This window comes from Rhodococcus sp. T9N, assembly GCF_024436645.1.
Classification (GTDB): domain Bacteria; phylum Actinomycetota; class Actinomycetes; order Mycobacteriales; family Mycobacteriaceae; genus Rhodococcus_F; species Rhodococcus_F qingshengii.
The window spans coordinates 80,242-103,108 of the sequence record NZ_JAMSKS010000020.1 but is presented as its reverse complement, the minus strand read 5'-3'; the positions used below and the strand labels follow the sequence as shown (position 1 = coordinate 103,108).

Here is a 22,867-nt window from a genome sequence, read left to right as displayed (position 1 = left end):
GTCCACCCGCAAATGATCGAAACCGAACCGTCCGGCGCCGATACCCTCGTCGTCGGACGACCCATACGGAAAGTATTGGGATGGGGTGTCATAGCTGCAATCACTGCGGCGGCATTGGCGCGCGCATCAACTTCCGAGGCGCTGCGATTGCTCGGACTTCCAGATCCGGGGCCCTTGACGATTTACGGACTCCCGGCGGTGATGGCGTTCGGCGAGGTTGCCGCCGTGATGACCGTAGGCAGTCTACTTTTGGCTGCCGTTCTCGTTCCGCCTCAAGCCTCAGGTGTACTCGATGTCGACGGATATCTGGCGCTACGAACCGCAAGCGTCGCCGCCGCTATCTGGGCGGTATGCGCGGCGCTGCTCGTTCCACTCACCCTCTCGGACAGTTCAGGCCAACCTCTCTCCGTCGTGTTCGCCGATCCAGGGCTGTTCGCTCGCGCGATTTCGGACATCGATGTCACAACTGCATGGGCATGGACCGCAGGGCTCGCACTCGTGCTCGCGATTGCGTGTCGTCTGACCCTGCGATATTCGTGGACACCGTTACTTCTCGCATTCGCTTTGTTCAGCCTGCTCCCCAGGGCATTGTCGGGTCACTCCTCTTCGGGTGGATCCCACGACATCGCCACGAACAGTTTGGTTCTGCATATCCTCGCGGCGTCGATTTGGATGGGAGGAATAGCGGCTCTCGTGTTGCATGCCCGCAGAAAGGGGAGCTATCTCGACTTCGCCGCGCGCCGCTTCTCGGCCGTGGCACTCATGGCGTTCGTCGTCATAGCGATCAGCGGTGTGGTCAACGCTGCCGTGCGGGTGCCGCTCACCGCGGTGTGGAGTAGCACCTACGGTGTCTTGATTCTTGCCAAAGTCGCCGCCTTGGTCCTCACCGGACTGGCAGGTTGGCGCCAACGGAAAATCGCGATCGCCGAACTGACGAAGGATCCTAGCGACGGTCGCACCTTCATTCGTCTGGCAGTGGTGGAGTCGGTGGTTCTCGCAGTAACCGTCGGTATCGCCGTCGCCCTGGGCCGCACGCCGCCCCCGGCGCCCACGGAGCGACAGGATCCGAGCAGAGTCGAGGAGGTGCTCGGGTATGCGCTCGATGGCGTACCGACTGCGGGCCGCTTGCTCGTCGACTGGCGATTCGATCTCATTTTCGGAACTCTCGCCGTGGTGTTGGCTGCGTGCTACGTCGTCGGCGTTTTTCGCCTCCGACAGCAGGGCGTGCAGTGGTCGACGTTCCGATCGGTCAGCTGGGCTCTGGGGTGCCTGGTGTTGCTTGTCGCAACATCATCGGGAGTGGGTAGGTATGCACCTGCAGTGATGAGTATGCATATGGCGGCAACGTCCGCCGTGGCGGTCCTTGCTCCACTCTGTCTGGTCCTGGGCGCCCCGTTCACGCTGTTCAGGCTCTCCGTTCGGCGATCGTCCGGAGATGCGCCGGGGCTGAGGGAATGGGCGCAAAGCGTGTACAGAGGCTCCTGGTTCCGATTCATGTCCCAGCCCTATGTGATTGCTGTGATTTTCGCCGGAGCCCTGCCTCTCCTTTACCTGGGAGGGATGTACAGCGCTGTCGCCGGCTCGCACGTCCCCCACCTGGTGATCAACGGAATCCTGCTGATCTGCGGTTTCATGTTCTTCTGGGTCATGGTCGGCGTCGATCCCTTGCCGAGACGAGCGAGCGCCGCGATCAGGACGGCCCTGCTCCTTGCGGCGTTCTTGGCCTACGGGGGCCTCGCAGCAGCACTGATCACCACTGACGCGGTGATTGCCGATCAGTACTTCACATCGTTGCAGCGCGGCTGGCTCGACGACCTCGCACGAGATCAACGGTTCGGTGCCGGACTGATACTCGCGATCGGAGCAATACCCCTGGCAATCGCGACAGGGCTTCTCCTCAACGCGTGCTGCTCGCCGAGATGTCATCGCGCGGCAGATGAGTAGGAGAAGGTGCATTTGCAGCGGGGCGTCTCGTCGAGATTCTGAATTTTGTCAACGCTCGCCCAAAAACTATGCGAAATAGTAGTACGCTGTCTGGGACCGTCACCATTCTGTGACCTTCCGCGACGCAAGGAATGCGATCTTGGCCCGACACCGCAAGCCCGACACCGACGATCTCGACTGCCCACTTCGGGAAAGTAGCTTTTTCGACACGCCACGCAGCGATCGCGACCTGCCAGTCGACACGATGTACATCTCCACCGCATCTGCAGTCGACCGTGAATCCGTCGCTGCAAGCGTTCAGGCGCGACGCGGCGGCGCTCATCGCCGACAGTCCCGCAATCGTCCTGGTGGACGGGCTTTGGTTCTCTCTGTCGCCACCGGCGCTTTGCTTGCCGCCGGCACATCCGCCTCACATGCATCGACAGGGAGCGTCAGTGTTCCCGTCGAGCTCGACCAGCAACCGTTGGCACCTCTCGAGCAGGCGCTGGCATCGGCTCCGGAAATTCTCCAGGTTCCCAAACTGGCCGAGCTGGGGAGGCTGGCCGAACAGTTGGCTCGAGGCACCGAACGCGACACCGATCGCGCTTCGAGAGAGGCAGCTGCACGCCAACCGCTGACGATGGCTCCTGTCAGCGGAACATTGACGTCGAACTACGGACCGCGTTGGGGGTCGACTCATTACGGGTTGGACATTGCCAATGAGATCGGTACACCTATCGTGTCCGTCACCGACGGCACGGTACTCGAGTCCGGACCTGCGTCCGGTTTCGGACTGTGGGTCCGTATCCTGCAGGATGACGGGACAATCGGGGTCTTCGGACACATCAACGAGACTCTGGTAACCGCGGGTCAAAAGGTGCGTGCCGGAGAATTGATTGCGACGGTAGGAAACAGGGGACAATCAACAGGGCCACATCTGCATTACGAGGTGTGGCAGGCAGACGGCCAGAAGGTCGATCCCATGGCATGGTTGGACGCGCGTGGGGTACAGATCCAGCCTCCGGCCGTCAGTGACTGACGCAATCGACGATTTCCGAAGGGGGAAGGAAGATGAAGAGACTCGGCGGGCTCGAATCCGAAGTGATGGATCTCCTGTGGGATGCAGAAGAGCCGCAGTCTGTGCGGGATCTGGTCGACCGCTTCGAGGGCGGCGCCCCGAAGGCATACACCACGATCTTGACCGTCGTGACGCACCTTCACGAAAAAGGGTGGGTGCAGAGGGAAAAACGAAGCCGCGCATACATCTATTCGCCATCGCGTAGCCGCGATGAAGCGACCTCACTGGCCATGCGCGAATTACTCGACAACAGCAATGACTCTGTTTCAGCGCTTCTGCACTTCGCGCAAAACGTCTCCGATGACGAATACGAGGCACTGCGGCGAGCACTGGATCACGGCAAGGTTCGGTAGATGACTCTCGCCGCAGTCCTCCTTCTCGGGGCCGTGCTCATCGGAGCGTTCATGCCCAAGGTTTTGCGGCGTTTCGAATCGACCACTCTGGCTCCTGCAGCGATTCTCGCGGCATGGATCGGCAGCATCGTGGGTCTGGGATTCCTTGCCGTATCGGCAGTAGTGATCCTTCTGTGGCCGAGCCATGCACCAGCGGAAGGGCTCTCCGAGGCCCTTGTGCGATGCTTCACTGCCTTCCAACACGCGATGGCCCCCTGGATCGGGGAAGCGCTCGCTGTCGGCGGAGTTGCGGTTACCGCGCTCATCGCCGTTCGCAGCTTGTTCTTGGCTCATCGGCAACATAAGGGCCGAGCCAAGGTCCGCGACTACCACCGTGATGTCGTATCGATCATCGCCCGCGCAGATCCGGCATCGGATGACGTTCTCTGGCTTGATCATCCGATGCCGATGGCCTACAGCGTCGCTGGACGGCCGGGATTCGTCGTAGCGACCAAAGGTCTCTCCGATTGCTTGACTGCATCCGAGCGTGAAGCGGTGATCGCCCACGAGCGGGCACACTTGCGAGGTCACCATCACCGAATCATCAATGTGTGTGAAGTCTTCGCGAAGGCGCTGCCGGTGATCCCGCTGTTCAAAGCGGCTCCCGCTGCGGTGCGGCGGCTGGTCGAGCTCGCTGCCGATGATCGGGCCGCACAGGCCACCAGCCCCGATGCCGTCAGGTCGGCGTTGCGCGTGGTGGCGACGTCGCCGCTACCTCAGCCGGTGTGGACTCTCGGGCTCGGTGACGACGAGATCTCGGTGCGCTTGGTCAGGCTGCAGACGGATTCCCGGATTCGCGGCACCAAACTGGTCTGCATCTCTGCTGCGATGCTCCCGATGATCGTTCCCGTCATCGCCGCGTTGACCACCATGGTCGTCTTCTCTGCGTCCGCTCATGCCCTCGTGACCTGACGGCAGTCGGAAAGGGTGGCCGAGGCGCCACCCGGACCCAAAAACTATGCAACGTAGTATTTGGGTTATGCTTCTGTCGCACACTCTATTTGCGTCTCGACAGGAAGCGGGCTGACTATGACCGCAATTGCATCACCCCCGATCCCCGCCCGGCCGTACCCCGCGCGACGGGCGCCGAAGGGATCGGTGCTGCGGAACCTTGTGACGACGACCGATCACAAGACGCTCGGCTTGATGTATTTGGTGACTTCGTTCGCGTTCTTCCTCATCGGCGGGCTCATGGCGCTGATCATGCGCAGCGAACTGGCGATTCCGGGCATGCAATTCCTGTCGAACGAGCAGTACAACCAACTCTTCACCATGCACGGCACGATCATGCTGCTGCTGTACGCGACGCCGGTGGTGTTCGGATTCGCCAATTTCGTTCTCCCCCTGCAGATCGGTGCGCCGGATGTCGCCTTCCCGCGACTGAACGCGTTCAGCTACTGGCTCTACCTTTTCGGTGCTCTCATCGCTACGGGCGGGTTCGTCACTCCCGGAGGTGCCGCAGATTTCGGCTGGACGGCCTACACGCCTCTGAGTTCGGCAGTCAGCTCACCTGGGGTCGGTGCGGATCTGTGGATTGTGGGGCTTCTCGTCTCCGGTCTCGGCACGATTCTCGGCGCGGTCAACATGATCACCACCATTGTCTGCTTACGCGCTCCCGGTATGACGATGTTCCGCATGCCGATCTTCACGTGGAACATCTTCATCACCTCTGTCTTGATTCTGTTGGCCTTCCCGCTGTTGACCGCCGCACTCTTCGCACTGCTTTACGACCGTCGCCTCGGTGGCAACATCTTCGACCCCGCGAATGGCGGAGTCCTGCTGTGGCAGCACCTGTTCTGGTTCTTCGGCCACCCCGAGGTCTACATCATCGCGCTGCCCTTCTTCGGTATCGTCTCGGAGATATTTCCGGTCTTCAGCCGCAAACCGATCTTCGGCTACAGCGGCCTGGTCTACGCGACGCTCGGTATCGCGGCGCTGTCGATCGCAGTGTGGGCGCATCACATGTACGCGACGGGCGCGGTTCTCCTGCCGTACTTCTCGTTCATGACGTTCCTGATCGCCGTGCCGACGGGTGTGAAGATCTTCAACTGGATCGGCACGATGTGGAAGGGACACCTGACGTTCGAGTCACCGATGCTGTTCTCTCTCGGATTCTTGATCACCTTCCTCTTCGGTGGTCTGTCCGGTGTGCTGCTGGCGAGCCCTCCGCTGGATTTTCAGGTCACGGATACTTACTTCGTGGTCGCCCACTTCCACTACGTGGTTTTCGGTACGGTCGTGTTCGCGACGTACGCCGGTATCTACTTCTGGTTCCCGAAGATGACCGGTCGCATGATGGACGAGCGCCTTGGCAAGTGGCACTTTTGGACCACGTTCGTCGGCTTTCACATGACGTTCCTCGTTCAGCACTGGCTCGGTGCCGAGGGTATGCCGCGTCGTTACGCCGACTACCTACCCGCGGACGGGTTCACCACACTCAATACAGTCTCGACCATCGGTTCCTTCATTCTCGGAGCCTCCACTCTCCCGTTCATCTGGAACGTCTTCAAGAGCTACCGATTCGGCGAAGTGGTCACTGTCGACGATCCGTGGGGCTACGGAAACTCGCTGGAGTGGGCAACGACCTGCCCGCCGCCGCGTCACAACTTCACCGAGTTGCCGCGCATCCGCAGCGAGCGTCCGGCCTTCGAGTTGCATTACCCGCACATGGTTGCTCGGATGCGAGCAGAAGCACACGTCGGGGCCGGTCACCGGCCGGAGACGAGTTCATCAGAATCGGAGAAGGTACTTACCGCATCCACGTCCGATGATGACGAGAAGAATTAGCTCGGCGGCCATACCGATGGGAAAGTCAATGTCAACACGAACAATGCCGGTGGTCATCGTCCCGGCAACAGATACCGCTGCCGCCCTACTCACGGACTGGTTGATTCGAGACGTACTGCCGACCGCTCTCGACGGCGGCGTGGCGAACCATGCTGGTGCCCGGTTGCGGACTTTGCCACCGGTATCTCGTCGCCACATCCGGCACCCCCGCAAACTTCGGGTTCACACCCGTCGAGTCAGCGAAGTAATCGCCGCAATCGAGAATCATCTCCAGACCGGAGCGGATTTCGTTGACGCAGAGCGGACCTTCATGCGTTCCACCACTGTCCTTCCAGACCCCGTGCTGAACGCCGCGGCCAGTATCAGTGGCGCAGTGATGGATATCGGGAGTTCCGCGGCGGCATTGGCGAATCGTGCCCTCCTTCTCGTTCCGACGACAATCGAGTCGTCGGAAGCGGCGCTCTCGACGCAATCGAGGGTAACCGAATCCTATTACGCCCTCCTTGCGCGGCTGTGGCACAGAGATTTTCACGCGAGTATCGTGATTCCGCAGACCGAACCCTGAGCGCTCCTCGCTTCGGTGTGCTGTCACGAGGGGGGCACACCGAAGCGAGATTATTCGCGCTCTCGACGCCGATTCTCAGTCGTACGGCGTGGAGACCAACGAGCAATCAGGCGGCAAGGCAAAGAGAGTCGCTACTTCTTCGGAGGAATCGCTCTCTTTGCCGCAAGCGCAGCCCTCCGGATCTGGCTGGTCAGTTTTCCACCGGTCTTGGCTTCGGCAGACGCGGCGGTTTTGTCGATCGCGTTTTCGATCTTGTCTGCGTTCTTCGAGGCAGCCTCCTTGCCCTTGTCGACTAGCGCTTTCGCTGCACCCATGAATTTCATATTCGTCTCCTTCTCCTGGCCTCATCGCCCTCTACTCGGGAGGGTTGCGGATCTAAAAACTAAGATCCATAGTAGTTGAGTTGAAGGTTGACTGATCGTGCAACAGTTGGCCGAGTGCGACGGCGTTGGCAGATTTTCGTGGGACTCGTCAGACCAGTGTCGACCAGTAGTCCCAGAATGCGCTGAGAATCATGCTCGCGACGGACACGATCCAGATAGTAAGCACGAGAGTGTGTTTCTCGGTGCCGACGGTCACGATTCGCGAGGAGGTCGACGCGCTACGAGCACCTAGATGCAAAATGGCATACCAGAGGGCTGTCATCGTCACCACCCACACGACCATGCAGTATGGGCACAGTGCCTGGATTCTGTACAGGCTTTGGAAAATCAGCCAGTGAACCAGCACCGCTCCGGTGAGCAAGCCGATGACGATACAGCGCCAATACCACTGAGGTAGTGCCTTTGCGGCGGTGAGGGTCACGATTCCCGTGGTCAGTAGGACGGTGAACCCGACTATACCGAGGATCGAATTCGGGAAACCGAAGATCGAGGCTTGTGGAGAACTCATCACCGATCCACAACTGAGGACGGGGTTGATGCTGCAGGACGGGCGATATGAGGGATCCGCGAGAAGCTGAAACTTCTCGATAGTCAGTATCAGAGACGCCGCCAAGCCGAGAGCGCCTGCTGCAGTGAGAATCCATCCGACGACATAGGGGGAGCACACTTTCGGGGCCGAGTCGACAGTCGGAGGTATACCAGTGTCGACGTGGGCACCGCGTGCTCCCGTTGATGTCATTGGGCCAGCGCTGCGTCGATGCGAGCGGTGAGATCGTCATATGTCGGCATGGACGGCAACTGGACGCCGTTGAGGAACAGCGTCGGTGTGCCCTGCACGCCCAGGTCGATACCTTCGTTGAAGTCCCCTTCGACACGCTCTGCGACTGCGGGATCATTCATATCTGCTTCGAAGGTCGCCATGTCGAGTCCCAGATCCTGGGCGAACGTACGGAAGAGGGCTACTTGAGATTCGGACGACTCGCCCCACTGGGTCTGCGTGTCGTACATTCGCTGGTACATCTCCACGAACTTCCCTTGCCTGGACGACGCTTCGACGACTCGCGCCGCGAGTCGACTGTTCGTGTGACTGGGAATGGGGAAGTACCGTACACCGAACGTGATGCGGTCAGCGTACTCAGCACGTATCCGCTCCATCGTCGGATACATCGCCAGGCATGCCTCGCACTCGAAGTCGAGGAATTCGACCAGAACGACATCGTTGTCCGGCGCAGAGGAAAGTAGATGCGTGTCGTCGCGAAGAACCGATGCGTCCGAAGCGCTGGCGCTGTTTGTCTCCCTCCCGCTGCGGTTGCCGAGCAACAGCGCGCCGAGGACGACAGCGAAGACAGCTATCAGGGCTATCGAGAATTTCGCGTTGGTGGTCAACTTCATGGATCCGCCTACCTGGTCGGTGTTCGTCGATGCGTGCAACCTTCCGGCCACCACACAGCCCTGAATACTATGCAACATAGTAGTCGGAGGTATTGTCTCAGCGAAGTGCGGTGTGCATCGATCGCCGGACTCCGCACCTCGATGGTGTGAGCCGAGTAGGAGGAACAGATTTTGAGGCGTGCAATGGTTGTGCTGCTGGTGGCTGCGGGGTGTGCGCTCATAAGCGCAGGCACCGCGCAAGCACACAGTGCACTGGTCGGATCGACTCCATCCGCCGACGCAGTTCTCGACACTGCGCCGAGTTCGGTGGAATTGGTTTTCAATCAGGAGATTCAGACGAGTTTCGCGAACGTGACCGTCAGTGCGGCCGACGGGACGCAGGTCGGAGCCGGGGAGCCGTCGGTGCAGGGAGAGCGCGTTTCTCTCGTGACGACCGGTCAGATGTCGTCTGGCACTTACACCGTTGGTTACCGGGTGATCTCTGAGGACGGACACCCGATCACGGGGTCGTACTCCTTCACCTTGAACGCGGCGAAGAACAATGCGGCGCCGCTTCCCGGAGGTGCAACACCTCCGGCAACTGTTGCGCCGTCGGCGGCGACCGCCGATGCCGACTCCGACGACGGATCCCCACTGTTGTTGCCGATTCTCGGTGGCGCAGTGGCAATCCTGTTCGTGATCGGGATGGTCATCGTTCTCCGCGGAGACAAGCGCTCGAAGCGCTGAGATGTTACAACACAGTACGAGCGGGGAGGGACCACGTAGGTGATGGACTGGATACGTTTACCCGAGGCCGTGCCTTCGTTCGGAGCAATGGTGGGGTGGGCGCCGCAGCCGCTCCCGGTCCTACCACTGATCGGAGTCCTACTGGCAGCGTGGTATGGCTGGGGTGTCTACCGGGTGACGTCTTCCGGTCGGGTGTGGCCGTGGACGAGGACGGCCAGCTTCCTCTTCGGCTGTATATTGCTGATCCTGGTCACGGGGCTCGCCGTCGAGGGCTACGGGTACGAACTCTTCAGTATCTGGATGTTCCAGCATTTGACCTTGTCGATGGCGATTCCACCACTGCTCGTTCTCGGCAGCCCAGGTCTTCTCCTGCTGCGCTCCACCCCTCACACAGGGTGGGGAATTCCGATCCTCAAGCTGGCATTGACGGCACTCAGAAGCCGGACGGCGAAGATTCTGCTACACCCCGGCGTCACGATTCCACTGTTCCTGTTCAGCTACTACGGCATCTACCTCTCGCCGGTATTCGACCTGGTGGCGTCGTCCTGGGTCGGTCACACAGGCCTGGAGCTCTTCTTCCTGGCCACTGGAGTGTTGTTCATCGTTCCGGTGCTCTCATCTGGGCCGTTGCCCGTCAAGCAAAGCAACCTGGGTCGATGTTTCGACCTCTTCGTCGAAATGCCTCTCCATGTTTTCATCGGCGTGATCCTGATGATGGCAACCTCGCCACTCCTGAGTACCTTCACCAATCCGCCGGCGTCCTGGAACGTCGATCTGATGGCCGATCAACAAATGGCGGGGGCTTTGGCATGGTCGTACGGAGAACCCGTCGCGTTGATCATCATGGTGGTTTTCGCGATGAGGTGGAATCGCGACGAGACCCGCACCAACGCCGCCGTCGACAAAAAGGCCGCCAGGGACGGTGACGTCGACCTCGAGGCCTACAACGAATTCCTCAAAACCCTTCCCCGTCGATGACTGCTCTCGGCATCTCGATGATCGGGTTCGGCGGATGCGACGGTGTGTGAGATGAGTGGTCAGTTCATCGGGATCGGTTGGGCACCTCTCACTGCGAGCAGTTCTCGCAATGCGGTCGATTCGGCCTGCTGTGTAGCGGCGATCTGTCGAGCAAGATTTGTCACGACGGGGAGATCGGCATTGTCAGCGGCGTATTGGGCCATCGGAATTCCCCCTTGATGGTGGCGCAACAGTAATTGCAAATAGCGAATCTCAAATGCCGGTCCGGTCAGGGTGCGTAGTTCCGCGAGTTCGGCGGGAGAAGCCATTCCCGGCATCGCGACTGATTCAGTTACGCCGGAATCACTTTGTCCGGTGCTCATGCCGGGCATCGAGTGATTCATCGCCGAGGAAGTTGAGGGCATCCACTCCATATACTCGCCCGTGCTCCGGGCGGGTCGATCCCAGATGGACAGCCACCCCTGCATCATTCCTATCTGACTTTGCTGAGTAGTGACGACGTCGTACGCGAGCGTACGGATAGCGGGGTCGGCAGTGTTCACCAATGCGAGGGACGACATCTCGACCGCTTGCCCGTGGTGAACCGACATGTCCTGCGCGAAGCCGACCTCCACTGCGCCGACGGCTGGGACCCCCTGCGAGGTGTTCTCGATCCGCCCCTTTGCCCACAGGCCGATGATGATTCCGATCAACAGAGCGATGACAATACCGACCACCAACACTGCGGCCGGCGTGGCATGGCGTTTGCCCGATGAATCGGATACCGACTCGGATTGAATCGATACCGCCTCGTGTTCAACCATTTTCGCGACTCCTCGTGATCGCCGGCGCAGGTGGGGTCGTTGCTGCGGGAAGACCAGTGGCTGACTGCTCCGACGCTGCGGGAATCGCGTCAGGGCCTGGCGGAGATGCGTCGAAGGGGAAAGGAGCGTTCGGGTCGAATCCTCCCGGGACCGTTGCACAGCTGGCACCGGCCTCTGGATGGGTGTTCGGGTTCTGTTTGAGGGCGGTGATGAATTTTGCGATACGGGGGTCGTCGACGCTGTCGACTTTGAGTTGGTGCCCCCACGACTGAATCGAAACGGGGGAATCGATGCCAGGGAACGGTGACATCAGGGAATACGGCTTACCGTTGACTTGGGAGGTAAGGGCGTCGACGTCGGACGGATTCAACGAGTCGGGGTTGTAGGCAATCCAGACCGCACCGTGCTCGAGTGAATGCACCGCATTCTCAGTGCGTATCGGCTCCGGGTAGACGATGCCTGTGCATGTCGCCCAGTACTGATCGTGCGCTCCTCCCAAGGGGGGAGTTTGATCGTATGCAACGCGCTGAGGCGCTTGAATATGATTGCCGGCCGCGTATTCGATTTCGGTTACCCCTTCGATGGACAGCGAGGGGTCCGGGTTGTCCGCGCTCGGAGCGTATTTTTGTGCTTCGGTCCTCTCGATGGCCTTGGGCACCATGTTGTAGGCGATGACCGAGACCAGGCCGGCGATAATCAGGACTGCGATCGATATCGACCACGGAAAACTTCGGCCACCGGGCACCCCACCGCCGCGGGGGCGGGGTGTGTTCTTCTTGCGGTTCTTCGACATTGGTGGACTCGTTCCCTTGCGCGCTGGCACCGACACTGAATTACTATCAATCATAGTAATTCATGGTTTCGTTCTTCTGCCGAGACAGAAGCGGTACGCGCCCCCGAAGAGAGATGCGGCAGCGAGAGAAAGGACGATCACCGCCAGGGCGATCTCGGGAACCGCGCCCAGACGTGTTGCCGGTGTGAGATCGGAACGCAGGGCGATCTCGTCGGTCAATGCCTGTGCTGTGAAGATCTCGCTCTGTTGGCGTACCTCTCCCGTCGGCGTGATGATCGCACTGACACCGCTGGTCGCGGCGATCAACACAGTGCGACCGTGCTCGACTGCCCGCACCCGCGACATGGCCAATTGCTGAAAGGTCATCTCCGTCCGGCCGAAGGTCGCATTGTTGGTGGGAACCGCGATGACGGTGGCTCCCGCCTGGACCGACTCGGTCACCAGATCGTCGAAGGCCACCTCGTAACACGTGGCAACAGCTACCTGAACTCCGTTGAGGTCGACGACACCGTTCCCATTCCCGGCAACGAAATTGCCCGCAGAATCGGCGTACGACGACACTGCACGAATGATCGGTCGGAGCGGCAGGTACTCCCCGAACGGCACGAGTTGTCGTTTGATGTGTTGCTGGCCAGGGCCATCCGTGGGATCCCACACCATGACACTGTTGATCGATGTGCTCGCTTCACCTACGAGAACCGTACCGACCAGGATTGGTGCCCCGATCGAACGGGCTGCTCGGTCCAGTCGCTCTGCCGCATCCCGATTCACCAAAGGATCTATATCCGAAGCATTTTCGGGCCAGATAACAAGCCGTGGCCGGGCTGCGCGACCCGCCGCGACATCGGCAGCGAGCTGCTCGGTGCGGGCAACATGATTATCGAGCACCGCTCGGCGTTGGGCGTTGAAATCGAGGCCGAGTCGCGGCACGTTGCCCTGAACGACGGCAGCAGTGACGACCTCGTCAGGGGCGGCACCGGGAGAACTTGTCACCAATGCACTCACAAAGATGAGGACGACGGCAACGCCACCCTTCGCCAATGCTTGCCATCGAACACGGGAGGGTCCGGCCAGTGACCAGGCGATGAGAGTTCCGGTCAGTGCAGTCACGAAGGAAAGACCTGGCGCCCCTGCGATCGAAGCCAACGGCAGCAGCGGACTGTCCGCCTGCCCGAAGGCCAAACGCCCCCACGGGAAACCGCCGAACGGAATTCGGCTACGAAGTGCTTCGGCGGTGACCCATGCACCCGCAATCCACACCGGGGAAAGGGGAGCGCGACCGACGGCCACTGCCAGTACGCCGAACACGCCGAACGCGAGCGCTTCAATCGCCGCCAACGCCAACCAAGGCGTTGCACCGACATACGCTCCGACCCACGGCAGCAAGGGAACGAAGAATCCCAGTCCCGCGGCATAGCCGAATCCGAAACCCGCACGGAGACTGCGACCCTGGAGAACGGCGGTCAGCAGGGCGATGGCGACAGGGGCCAGAAACCACAGCGTGCGCGGCGGAAAACTGAGAAATAGCAGCCACCCAGCGCCCACCGAAAGCGCGAGACGCAAAGCGTTCCCACCGTAAAGCCGTTTGGGGCGACCACTCTTCAGGCATGCATCGAGTTCACCGTCGGCAGTGAGTGCACGTTCGGACGAAGGGACCCTCACAGGCCCGCTCCCGTAGAAGGAGAACTGTGCTGGTCCGTCCACAATTTCTCACAAAGATCGTCGAATTCGCCGCCCCACCCTGCATGATCGGTCCTCGCGAGGCCTCCGAGTTCGAGATCGACCTGCTCCGGTGCTGCCCCCGGGCGTAAACGGATCCACACGCGCCGCCTCCTGATCACGAGCGAGGTCAGAAGTCCGAGCATCATCGTGATCGCAAAGACGAGAACCCACTGTTGCGCAGGGTCGTACGACACCTGTAGATTGGCGAATTCCTTGGCCCCGTCGAACCGAACCTGTGTTCCGTCAGAGAGAGTCCGCGTCTCTCCCGGTCGAAGGTTCACACGATCTTGTTTGACCAGCCTTCCTTGGTTGATCATCTCCGTATTCAACGAGAAGATCGATTGCGGAATGCCGGTATCCAGACCCGTATCGCCCTTGTAGATGTCGATCGCGACCGCAGGATCACGTGCGTCGGGAAACGACGAAGTCAGGAGCGTCCCACTGAAGGCCGCGGTCGGCGCGAAGAGTCCCTCGATGGCAATCTGATTCTTCCGGCGCTCGTTCGGATCGGGGAACGAACCGCCGGGTGGATCGAAACGCAACGCCCCACTGCTGAGAAACGTCACCGCGTCGTCCGGTTGAAACTGCATTGTCTCGGTACGGGACTGGCCATCGGGGAAAGTGACGGTGAACTGCGGCGCGTACCCGTGGCCGGTCAGATAGACGCGGGCGCCATCGGTACGCAACGGTTCGTTGACTCGAAGACGGTAGTCCTTCCACGTATTGGTCGCGATGTCCTGCCCGCTCTGGTATGAGATGTTGGAGGTGAACATTTCGGCCTGACCAGTATCGAGATAGTCCGCGGAAAAATCGTTGACCTTGATGCAGAACGGTGCGAGACCAGTTCCGTCAGTTGCACTTCCAGCGCGAAATGAGTCGTACACAGCGGGTGAGGTGTTGCAGAATCCAGGACCACCGTCGGCAATGACGATGACCGAACCCTCGTACCCCACCAGCTTGCCGATGGCGACGGTGACGAGCAACCCGATCAACGAGAAGTGGAAAACCAGATTCCCGGCCTCGCGCAGATATCCCTTCTCCGCCGAAACCGATACTCCGGAATCATTTTCGGGATTGACTGCGATGCGCCAACCCTTGAGAGACCGGCGCACTCTCGTCAAGGCCTCGTCGTGAGAGATATCTACCTCGCCGCGGAAATGGTGCGGCAACCGGGACAGATTCCGAGGTGCCCGCACAGGCTGGCTCCTGAGTGCGCCGAGATGCGCCCGCAAGCGTGGAAACAGGCAGCCGATGAGAGAGAGAAACAGGAGAACGTAGATTGCGGTGAACCAGAAACTGGAAAAGACGTCGAACAACTCCAGCTTGTCGAACAGTGGGCCAAGGGTTGGTTGGGCCGCAATGTACTGGGACACTTTCTGCACGTTGAGATTTCGCTGAGGCAGCATTGCTCCGGGGAGTGCTGCCAGCGCCAAGAGGAACAGGAGCACGAGCGCGGTACTCATCGACGTCAATCTGCGCCAGTACTGGCGCAGCATTCGAATGCTTTCTCGGATAATCAGTCTCGGGAGGCGACGGATGCGAGCTCCCGTGGGGACACTCTCTGTCATATCGGCAACACGACCGAACTGACAAACTCGTTGCGCAACCAGCCGATGAACACGCCCCACACACCGGTGACCAGTGCCAGACCGACAGCGACGAGCATTATTCCGCCGACGATCTGAATCGTTCGTGAATGGCGTTTGAGCCATCCGACGCCTCGGAGCGCTTTCACCGACCCGAACGCCAGCACGATAAACGGTAATCCAAGTCCTAGACAGTAGGCGACGATCAGCAGCACCCCGCGCGCTGCCGTCGTGCCTTGAGTTCCGGCCGCCACCGAAAGAACCCCTGCGAGAGTGGGGCCGAGACATGGTGTCCAGCCCAACGCGAACACGCCCCCCAACAAAGGTGCGCCGGCAAGGGAGGAGATTCGTCGCGGCGCGAATCGTGCGTCTTTCTGCAGGGCAGGAATAAGGCCGATGAAGGTCAACCCCATCACGATGGTGATCACCCCGCCCACCCGTTGGAGCAGGTCTTCGTTGATGCGCAGGGTGCTGATCACGCCGAATACCGATGCGGTGGCGAAAACGAACACCACCGTGAATCCCGCGACGAACATCGTTGCCGCGCCTGTCACCCGCCATCTGCCTGCTGCGGGTCTCGTGGTCGCGTCTTCAGGGGTCACCGCCGGAGAATCAGCTCCGGAAATGCCGGCTAGATACGACAGGTATCCGGGAACCAGTGGCACCACGCACGGTGAGGCGAAAGAGACCAGACCGGCCAAAACGCACGCCGCTACGGCGAGCAGCAACGGACCGCTCGAGGCGGCGGTCTGGAAGCTGGACCCGATGCCTTGGGCAAAGTCGTTCACCGTTCGGCCGCCACACGCTCGATGACAGGCTGTAGATCCTCAGTGAGAAGTGCACGAAGGAACACTGCGGCGACGCGATGCTGACGATCCAACACCAACGTGGAGGGAATCACGCTCGTCGGATAGTTTCCGCCGAGCGCTATCAAGGTCCTCATCGACGGGTCGTAGATCGAGGGGTAGCTCACGTTGTTGTCGACGACGAAGTCCTGAGCTTTGTCACGTTGAGGATCTCGAACATTGATCCCGAGAAACTGAACGCCGAGGTCTTTGGTTGCTTCGTAGGCGCGTTCGAGATCGTCGGCCTCGGAGCGGCATGGGGCGCACCATTGTCCCCACAGATTGATCACGACGATCTGATCTGCGTAGTCAGTCAGTGAGATATCGTTACCGTCGGTCATAAGGTCAGGCCCGGCCAATGCGCCGATTCTATTTCGCGACTCGGGTGGGTCGTACAAGATATCGGTTTGCCCCCCAGGCGAGACGAAATCGAAGTTCGCACCCGAAGCGACCGCGTCGGTACCGCTCGCGCACCCACTTGCGGCGACGACCACCGCGGTGAGGATAGCAATGAGTGAGAGGGGATGGGCATGCGCTCGGGGGGTGCGGTGCATCCGTTGTCGCGTGGGTGTGGGGACTGTCATTTCATCAACTCACTTACGGCGGAGCGTATTTGGTCCGTGTTTTCGAAAACCATGGGGGCTGTGACCTGGTCGACGGACCCGTCACGTTGGACGAGGAAGCTCAGCGGCAGAACTGGCGGCGCCGACAGTGCAATTCCGACGTCGTCGATGGCGGCGAACGAGGGATAGCGCACGCCGGCGTCCGTGAGAAGTGCTAGTGCTGCTGACATGTCGTCCTGGACATTGACGCCGACCACACGGATGGCGCCGGGGCTGCCTGCGTAATCGTTCAGAACCGGGATCTCCGATCGACACGGCCCACACCACGAAGCCCAGAGATTGATCAAGGTGGGTTCCCCGGACAGCGCTGCGCCGAGGTCGACTTCAGTGCTCTCGCCAAGACACGTCGCTTTGATTCCCCGGAGTTTTCCGTTCACGGGCGGTGCCGCCGGGGCCGCAGGGCAGGAAACCTTCGCTGCTGCGGTCGCAGATGTGAAGCTCGGGTCGAGAGCTTCGCCGTCGTCTTGGGATGCGGCCGGGGGCATTTGCGGTCGGGTTGGGGAGTGGGATTCGGTTGGTTCGGATCGAGGCCAGATTGCCACGACAAGGAGGGCGATCACGGCCAAGAAGAACATGAGCCATCGCGACCGTGCCTGCATACACTTCCTCCAAGTATGGTGCGGCGAATCGGGGAACAACACTGAACTACTATTGTGCATAGTAGCTATATTGGTTCTTCCACCGGCCCTCGCTCAGCAGCGGCAGGGGCCCGAGTCCAACTATTGAATCGAGCACTGTGAAACGTCAATCCGCCCCGGAGGGTCGTCCCAGCTCGTCGGCCCGCCCCGAAATTCCAGCACTGGATTCACATCAAGGGCCGCCGACGCGAATGACACGAATCGCACGGTCGAAGCTTGTGCGATTGATGGTGTACTACACCGCAGCTCGACTCGCCCTGATCGCTGGGCTCGCAGTGATCGTCATGGGAATCAACGCCGTATTCGACCTCGAAATCCCCGGCGCTTTGTCACTGTTCGGGGCCTTGCTGCTCGGATTCGCCATCTCTGCGATCGCATTCCGATCGTTGCGACGCCGGATCAACGACGAGGTGATGGTCGTAGATGAGAGGCGTCGCGCGTCGCGCACCGCGTGAAGAAGTTTCCCGCGGCCACGCCGGCATAGATGAAGCCTCCTTCATCCCCCGGTGTCACCCGGGAAGGGGCTAGGTCGCGGCGATCGCTGCTGCCGAAGCCGAATTCGGAGCAGCAGTCAACGACTGTCCACGTTGGTCAATCCATTCCGAATGCTCTCCTCAGCGCCGACACAGTAGGAGCGCCGTCGACAGCGCCCGCGGCATCGCGATAGAGCCTGCAGGACACGCTCGGGATCTGATTTGACTCGGCTAAGGGATCGTGGCCGTCGACGAGCAACGTCGGAGACCCGGCCATACCCGCGAGTGCTGCTGATTGGGAATCCTCGATGACCAGGTGGCGCAGTTCCCATTCGATCGATACACCCGCGAGAGCTTGCTCGATTCGTTGTTCGAGGAGCGGCACGTTGGGGCAGTCCAGGACTTGCAAAATTTCGAGTTGAATCATGGTGTTCCTTCGTCGGTGTGCAATGTCTGGAGCATGGGGCAGTGCCGGTCAGCTCGCGGTAGTACACAGGTGGAAGCGAATTCGGTCAATGAGGCCCGCATGCATTGCAGATCTCGGATCTTTTCGTCGAGCTCGGCGATCTTCTTCTGGGCGAGTCTCCGCGCTGCGTCGCAATCGTCCGGTCCGCCACCGTAGAGGTGGAGAAGTTCGTTGATCTCCTCGAGGCTGAAGCCGTGTTCCTGGGTGCGTTTGACGAACCGGATAATCTCGACCGCCTCATCCCGGATATGAGCGGTATCCCGAGGCGGATCGTGGAGGCTGCTGCAGGAGTCCGCGCCGTTCGTAGTACCGCAACGTCTGCACATTCACCCGTGAGGGTGGCCAGTTCACTGCTACGCATGTTGCCATTGTGAACCCTGTACCCGGCTACGGAGTCAAGTTGTTCTGCCCGGCGGCAGGACATCGTCGACGGTGACCACGCCGACGACTGGGATTGTCGCGAGTTTATAGTCGGCCATCAGTACCACGACCACGACGAGGAAGCGCAGCATCCGAACCCGCGAGCCCTGCGATCGGTGCTGAATCTCCGACTACCACCGCACGCAGGCAAACCTGCTGCAGCGTCCGCGGGACGTTCCGGTCCGCACCGCGATCGGCGCGATGGTCATCGCGTTCTACCTGGTCTGACGATCCCCTGCGTCAACGACATCATTGCGTACAAGTTCAACATCTCGCTGAACGCGATGATGTGGATCGGCCGAATCGGCATGGTGCTGCTGCCCCCCGATCGCGTTCTTCGTCACCTACCGGTTCTGCCTGGGTCTGCGGCGCAGCGACCGTGAGGTTCTCGAGCACGGCATCGAGACCGGCATCCCGCGTGGTGGTGACTCCCGAGCTGCTGGTACTCGCACTCTCATTTGGCTGCGGCTCGGCATCCTATCGGCTGCCGAGTTGAATAGCCTTGACCACGAGAAGTATCGCGCCGATGACGAGGTAGCCCCGCAAGGCCAGCATGCCCAGTTTCGTTCCGGAGGACCACACGACCGGTTCGAGCAGCGTCAGCGGCGGCATCCGCCACTGCATCTTTGCCTCTCGCCCGACGTCAGGGGGCAGAGCGGTGACTACGCCGCGGCGCCGGTCGAGCCACCGCACGCCAACTGTTGCGACGATGCCAGCGACGACCAACGCTATCCCTAGGTATATTGAGGCGGTCACCACGTTGAGGTCGGGAAAAACGGTGGTGGCCATGAGGATTCCCGAGAGCATCAGCAGGACCGCGACGATCAGCCCGGCGACGAGGTTGAGCCAGCGCGGATTAATCCAGGGTCCGAGTACTTGCCGGTCGTTGCACAGCAGCAACAGGAACACGCTCGCGCTGGGCAGGAGCAGTCCGGCAAGAGCCTGCACGGCGGTAGTGATCAGTCCAAGCGGTGCGCCGGGGATCAGCACGATCCCCGCGGCAAGGAGGACCATGGCACCGTATGAGAGGTAGAAGGGTTTGGCCTCCTTGAACCCTCGGTGTAGCGAGTGGCTGATCCCGAACACGTCACCGAAGGCGTAGCTGGTCGACAGAGTGACCGCAGCGGCACCGATGATCGAGGCGTCGAGAAGCACGATCGCGAAGATCGGGCCGAGGACGGAACCATTCGCGCTGAGTAGGCGCGCGATGTCGCCGGCGTCCACGAATTCTCCGACACTGCCAGTTGAGCGGGCGGCGTAGTCGGCGGTCATCATCAATGCCGCTGCGCCGGCGACGACGACCAGCGCCCCGAGGACGGTGTCGGCTCGTTCGTAGCTGATGAACCGCGGGGTGATCCGTTTGTCGATGATGTTGGACTGTTGGAAGAACAGTTGCCACGGCGCGACAGTGGTGCCGACGATTGCGATAATCAACAACACCGCGTCCGAGGTGATCCCGCCTCGGACGCCCGGAATCGCGAAGTCTCGGGCAGCGCGACCCCAGTCTGGGTGTGAGAGCAGCAGCATCGGGATCTGTACCGCCGTGACGGCGATGAAGACGAACATCGCACGTTCCCAGCGGCGGAAGCTGCCGGTGGCCATGATCGCGATCAACGCGACCGCAGCGGTCGGCACGACGATGTACCGTGAGACGCCGAAGTAGCTGGCGGCCAGTGAAACTCCGATGAACTCGGCGACGATGGTCAGGAAGTTCAATACGAACAGATCGCCGACCGAGAACCAGCCCCACCCGCGGCCGAAGCGCTCGTTTATCAGCCGGGCATGCCCCACCCCGGTCACCGCCCCGAGTCGGACAACCATCTCCTGGTTGACGATCAGCACTGGAATCAACAATAGCAACACCCAAAGCAGCGAGTACCCGTAGTTCTGGCCGGCCTGCGCGTAGGTGGCAACACCGCCGGCGTCGTTGTCACCGACCATGACGATGAGGCCAGGCCCGACGATCGCCAACATGGTCAGCATCCGAGCCTTGAAAGTGCGGCGAGATTCCTTGTCGGACAAACTGATTCTTCCGAGCGCCCCCTCGATGTCGCCGAGGTGCGCGGAATCGAGGACTGCGGACGGTCGCGGTTCAGGCATACCGACAGGCGTATGTGCCGGGGTGGCGTCGGTGATCTCGGGTTCAGCCACGGTCATCACCGCCTGGATCTGTGGAGGTGGTGTTGGTCGTAGGGTGGTCGGTGGCGCGCTCGACGATGGGCCTCGGTGCAGGTTCTCGCCGTCGCCAGTCGTCGGGGATGGAGGCCTCGAGGACATCGTCGACGGTGACCACGCCGACGACGTGGTCGGCATCGTCGACGACTGGGATCGTCGCGAGGTTATAGTCGGCCATCAGCACCGCCACCTCGGTTAGGTCCGCCACGGGGGTCACGCGCACAGGGTCGGTGTCCATGATGTCGACGATCGGGGTCACCGACTCCGATTGCAGCAGCCGGATGACCGACGCCACCCCGATCAGCCGGCCGGCGTCGGTGAGCACGTGCACCTTCAGCAGAGCCTCGGGCTGCATGGACCGTGCTGCTGAGATTGCCGACAGGGCCTGCGCCGCAGTGGCGGTGGCGGCGCAGGAGATGACGTCGACGCTCATCAGGCCGCCGGCGCTGGACGAATTGAACCCCATTAGTGTGATCACCTTCGTGCGTTGGCCGGCCGGCATCAGATCGAGCACTCGTCGACGGCGGGACTGTCGTAACTCTGCGACTGCGTCGGCGGCGTCGTCTGCGCGCATGAGACCAAGCACACCGGCCACCTCGACGTCGCTCATGTCGGCGAGCAGCTTGTTGGCCTTGCCCGGGTCGAGCTCTTCGAAAACGTCCGCCTCAAGCTCGGGGTCGGTGTGGACGCGGTCAAGGATTTCCCCACCCTCGCGCTTGTCTGCGCCCTCGAGCAGATCTGCAATCTGCGCCGGTTTAAGGGTGCCGACTCGCCCGCCGACCCGCCGCACTACCATGCTGTGTTTGTGGCCGATCAAGGGTTCGAACGCTTTCCAATCCCGACTGGCGTGTCCTCCATGGGATTTGATTAAGCCGAAGAACCGGGCCGGGCGGCGAGTGTCGAGCCGTGCGAGTACCCACCCGTGACCGGGGTTCTCGAGTTCGATGTCGTAGGCGTGCACCAGCTCCGCGGCCGGGACGTCGATCAGCCGATGGCCAAGGACGTCGGAACGCAGCAGTACCTCGCCCTCGCGGCGCTCGAACCCGCGCAGGTCCACCTTGTTCTGCGCCAGCATCACCCGGTCCCCGTCGAGGTGCTCGATCCGTTCGACAGAAACGTACACTCGCCGACCACCGACATTGACTACCAGCCCGGATACCGTCGGGTAGGTGTCCACGCCGAGCAATCGCACGATCAGATCGTCTAGGGCGCCGACGATGTCCCCATTCCGTGCGATCACTGGTCGCTTCAGTAGCTGTGAGAGATGGATCACCGGATGCGTGGGGGCTCCGTCGGTCGCTGACTCGGTCATCGGCACTCCTCGCGTCGGTGGGTGGTGGGACGAGCCACGCAGGATGCGCACACTCGCGCGACGGCTATTGATGTCCGATTGAAAGGTCGGTGGACGGACAAGCGTGGCCTAAGTTCGGCGCGGCTCGGTCAGTTGCGACTCAGTTCGCCGGTGACGACGCATCTGCATGGTTGAAACTCGCGACCAAAACTTCAAGCACGCCACCTTCTCGCTTCGCGGACAAGCCTTCCCGCTCCGGTATTGTTACATGCGCACCTATGCATGTAAAGTCCGGTTTGGGAGCCGTTTGGGGCGACTCTCAAGCTCGGCGACTTCTGGCGTAGCGGTTCGGGTTGTGAGGTTGTCGGAGCAGAGGCTCAATGCGGATGCACGGTCGACCCCGCCTTTGGTGAGCGTATTCATACATCCGCCCATCTATCGCGCACGTGGTCCAGTGCACCTAGAAGCGTTGCCGTGAGCGCGAAGTCGCGTCCCCGGAGGGTCGGTCAGCAGATCAATGCGTCAACGTGTTCGCTCGGTGACATGGCAATGTTCGTTGCGTCAGCGAGCCCTTGCGCCCTGAGGGGTTTGGCATATCACTCAGCGCCGCGGAACGCGGTATCCGACGGCAGCCTCATTTTCCGGGTGACTCCCCGTTGAGCCACACAACATTGACTACTATCGGGCATAGTAGTCAATATGTGCCCTCGCCGACCTCTACGGGCATGCTGATCTGAACGGACGACTGATCGAAACCGCAGTGCGCCGAGGTCGGGCAATGACGCGTACGGCGGGTCCGGCGCATCCC

At 61.0% G+C, this 22,867-nt stretch carries 24 protein-coding genes and 1 pseudogene; 10 read left to right on the top strand and 15 right to left on the bottom strand.

Going from position 1 to position 22,867, the window contains the following annotated elements; all coding sequences use genetic code 11:
* Window positions 1-12 precede the first annotated feature (12 nt).
* The 6 genes from M1L53_RS26445 to M1L53_RS26420 all read left to right on the top strand — a co-directional run bounded on the left by M1L53_RS26445 (window position 13) and on the right by M1L53_RS26420 (window position 6,745).
* Window positions 13-1,944, top strand: a complete 1,932-nt coding sequence (locus M1L53_RS26445; RefSeq protein ID WP_047270589.1) for a bifunctional copper resistance protein CopD/cytochrome c oxidase assembly protein — start codon at window positions 13-15, stop codon at window positions 1,942-1,944.
* Between the two features lie 244 nt (window positions 1,945-2,188).
* Window positions 2,189-2,962: a M23 family metallopeptidase gene (locus M1L53_RS26440; RefSeq protein ID WP_358344645.1), complete on the top strand. Its 774-nt coding sequence runs from the start codon at window positions 2,189-2,191 to the stop codon at window positions 2,960-2,962.
* Between the two features lie 32 nt (window positions 2,963-2,994).
* The gene (locus M1L53_RS26435) at window positions 2,995-3,354 is read left to right on the top strand and encodes a BlaI/MecI/CopY family transcriptional regulator (RefSeq protein WP_003944627.1); all 360 of its coding nucleotides are present in this window, start codon (window positions 2,995-2,997) and stop codon (window positions 3,352-3,354) included.
* Window positions 3,355-4,305, top strand: a complete 951-nt coding sequence (locus tag M1L53_RS26430; protein ID WP_047270591.1) for a M56 family metallopeptidase — start codon at window positions 3,355-3,357, stop codon at window positions 4,303-4,305.
* A gap of 117 nt (window positions 4,306-4,422) precedes the next feature.
* The gene (ctaD, locus tag M1L53_RS26425) at window positions 4,423-6,180 is read left to right on the top strand and encodes a cytochrome c oxidase subunit I (RefSeq protein ID WP_047270592.1); all 1,758 of its coding nucleotides are present in this window, start codon (window positions 4,423-4,425) and stop codon (window positions 6,178-6,180) included.
* 28 nt (window positions 6,181-6,208) lie between these two features.
* Window positions 6,209-6,745, top strand: a complete 537-nt coding sequence (locus M1L53_RS26420; RefSeq protein ID WP_223304456.1) for a hypothetical protein — start codon at window positions 6,209-6,211, stop codon at window positions 6,743-6,745.
* Window positions 6,746-6,876: 131 nt separating this feature from the next.
* On the opposite strand, the gene M1L53_RS26415 is transcribed toward M1L53_RS26420, so the two are convergent.
* From M1L53_RS26415 to M1L53_RS26405, 3 genes are all read right to left on the bottom strand, one after another.
* Window positions 6,877-7,068 carry an antitoxin gene (locus M1L53_RS26415; protein WP_047270593.1) on the bottom strand — a complete coding sequence of 64 codons (192 nt, stop codon included), beginning with the start codon at window positions 7,066-7,068 and terminating at the stop codon, window positions 6,877-6,879.
* A 148-nt stretch (window positions 7,069-7,216) separates the two neighbouring features.
* Window positions 7,217-7,867: a vitamin K epoxide reductase family protein gene (locus tag M1L53_RS26410; protein ID WP_052959927.1), complete on the bottom strand. Its 651-nt coding sequence runs from the start codon at window positions 7,865-7,867 to the stop codon at window positions 7,217-7,219.
* Window positions 7,864-8,520, bottom strand: coding sequence for a DsbA family protein (locus M1L53_RS26405; protein ID WP_047270652.1), 657 nt, complete (start codon window positions 8,518-8,520; stop codon window positions 7,864-7,866). The genes M1L53_RS26410 and M1L53_RS26405 overlap by 4 nt, the downstream gene beginning before the upstream one ends.
* Before the next feature lie 183 nt (window positions 8,521-8,703).
* Between M1L53_RS26405 and M1L53_RS26400 the strand changes: the two genes are divergently transcribed.
* Window positions 8,704-9,246 carry a copper resistance CopC family protein gene (locus tag M1L53_RS26400; protein ID WP_223304457.1) on the top strand — a complete coding sequence of 181 codons (543 nt, stop codon included), beginning with the start codon at window positions 8,704-8,706 and terminating at the stop codon, window positions 9,244-9,246.
* A gap of 42 nt (window positions 9,247-9,288) precedes the next feature.
* Window positions 9,289-10,224, top strand: coding sequence for a cytochrome c oxidase assembly protein (locus M1L53_RS26395; RefSeq protein WP_054827426.1), 936 nt, complete (start codon window positions 9,289-9,291; stop codon window positions 10,222-10,224).
* A 59-nt stretch (window positions 10,225-10,283) separates the two neighbouring features.
* Here M1L53_RS26395 and M1L53_RS26390 read toward each other — a convergent pair whose 3' ends face one another.
* Genes M1L53_RS26390 through M1L53_RS26360 form a run of 7 tightly spaced genes read right to left on the bottom strand, consistent with a single transcriptional unit; the run spans window position 10,284 to window position 17,195 of the window.
* Window positions 10,284-11,027, bottom strand: a complete 744-nt coding sequence (locus M1L53_RS26390; RefSeq protein ID WP_047270597.1) for a DUF305 domain-containing protein — start codon at window positions 11,025-11,027, stop codon at window positions 10,284-10,286.
* Window positions 11,020-11,820 (bottom strand): DUF3105 domain-containing protein, encoded by an 801-nt coding sequence (locus M1L53_RS26385; protein WP_047270598.1) that lies wholly within the window; start codon window positions 11,818-11,820, stop codon window positions 11,020-11,022. Before M1L53_RS26385 ends, M1L53_RS26390 begins: the two co-directional genes overlap by 8 nt.
* A gap of 60 nt (window positions 11,821-11,880) precedes the next feature.
* Window positions 11,881-13,482, bottom strand: a complete 1,602-nt coding sequence (gene lnt, locus M1L53_RS26380; RefSeq protein ID WP_054827437.1) for an apolipoprotein N-acyltransferase — start codon at window positions 13,480-13,482, stop codon at window positions 11,881-11,883.
* Window positions 13,479-15,110, bottom strand: coding sequence for a cytochrome c biogenesis protein ResB (locus M1L53_RS26375; protein WP_054827427.1), 1,632 nt, complete (start codon window positions 15,108-15,110; stop codon window positions 13,479-13,481). The genes lnt and M1L53_RS26375 overlap by 4 nt, the downstream gene beginning before the upstream one ends.
* Window positions 15,107-15,916 (bottom strand): cytochrome c biogenesis CcdA family protein, encoded by an 810-nt coding sequence (locus tag M1L53_RS26370; protein ID WP_058228108.1) that lies wholly within the window; start codon window positions 15,914-15,916, stop codon window positions 15,107-15,109. Before M1L53_RS26370 ends, M1L53_RS26375 begins: the two co-directional genes overlap by 4 nt.
* Window positions 15,913-16,527: a TlpA disulfide reductase family protein gene (locus tag M1L53_RS26365; RefSeq protein WP_047270604.1), complete on the bottom strand. Its 615-nt coding sequence runs from the start codon at window positions 16,525-16,527 to the stop codon at window positions 15,913-15,915. The genes M1L53_RS26370 and M1L53_RS26365 overlap by 4 nt, the downstream gene beginning before the upstream one ends.
* A gap of 26 nt (window positions 16,528-16,553) precedes the next feature.
* Window positions 16,554-17,195 (bottom strand): TlpA disulfide reductase family protein, encoded by a 642-nt coding sequence (locus M1L53_RS26360; RefSeq protein WP_047270605.1) that lies wholly within the window; start codon window positions 17,193-17,195, stop codon window positions 16,554-16,556.
* 230 nt (window positions 17,196-17,425) lie between these two features.
* Between M1L53_RS26360 and M1L53_RS26355 the strand changes: the two genes are divergently transcribed.
* Window positions 17,426-17,689 carry a DUF4229 domain-containing protein gene (locus M1L53_RS26355; RefSeq protein ID WP_080961187.1) on the top strand — a complete coding sequence of 88 codons (264 nt, stop codon included), beginning with the start codon at window positions 17,426-17,428 and terminating at the stop codon, window positions 17,687-17,689.
* Between the two features lie 136 nt (window positions 17,690-17,825).
* Here M1L53_RS26355 and M1L53_RS26350 read toward each other — a convergent pair whose 3' ends face one another.
* The 3 genes from M1L53_RS26350 to M1L53_RS26340 all read right to left on the bottom strand — a co-directional run bounded on the left by M1L53_RS26350 (window position 17,826) and on the right by M1L53_RS26340 (window position 18,542).
* Window positions 17,826-18,134, bottom strand: coding sequence for a hypothetical protein (locus tag M1L53_RS26350; protein ID WP_047270607.1), 309 nt, complete (start codon window positions 18,132-18,134; stop codon window positions 17,826-17,828).
* Window positions 18,131-18,349, bottom strand: a complete 219-nt coding sequence (locus M1L53_RS26345; protein ID WP_261949286.1) for a MerR family DNA-binding protein — start codon at window positions 18,347-18,349, stop codon at window positions 18,131-18,133. Before M1L53_RS26345 ends, M1L53_RS26350 begins: the two co-directional genes overlap by 4 nt.
* 61 nt (window positions 18,350-18,410) lie before the next feature.
* Entirely contained in the window at window positions 18,411-18,542 is a 132-nt protein-coding gene (locus M1L53_RS26340; RefSeq protein ID WP_223304459.1) for a MerR family DNA-binding transcriptional regulator, read from the bottom strand.
* A gap of 201 nt (window positions 18,543-18,743) precedes the next feature.
* Between M1L53_RS26340 and M1L53_RS26335 the strand changes: the two are divergent.
* Window positions 18,744-19,007, top strand: a pseudogene (locus M1L53_RS26335) (cytochrome b); the annotation flags it as partial.
* 63 nt (window positions 19,008-19,070) lie between these two features.
* Here the strand turns inward: M1L53_RS26335 and M1L53_RS26330 are convergent.
* Both M1L53_RS26330 and M1L53_RS26325 read right to left on the bottom strand, forming a co-directional pair.
* Window positions 19,071-20,693 carry an Nramp family divalent metal transporter gene (locus M1L53_RS26330; RefSeq protein ID WP_047270656.1) on the bottom strand — a complete coding sequence of 541 codons (1,623 nt, stop codon included), beginning with the start codon at window positions 20,691-20,693 and terminating at the stop codon, window positions 19,071-19,073.
* A 43-nt stretch (window positions 20,694-20,736) separates the two neighbouring features.
* The gene (locus M1L53_RS26325; RefSeq protein ID WP_047270613.1) at window positions 20,737-22,080 is read right to left on the bottom strand and encodes a magnesium transporter MgtE N-terminal domain-containing protein; all 1,344 of its coding nucleotides are present in this window, start codon (window positions 22,078-22,080) and stop codon (window positions 20,737-20,739) included.
* Between the last annotated feature and the right edge of the window lie 787 nt (window positions 22,081-22,867).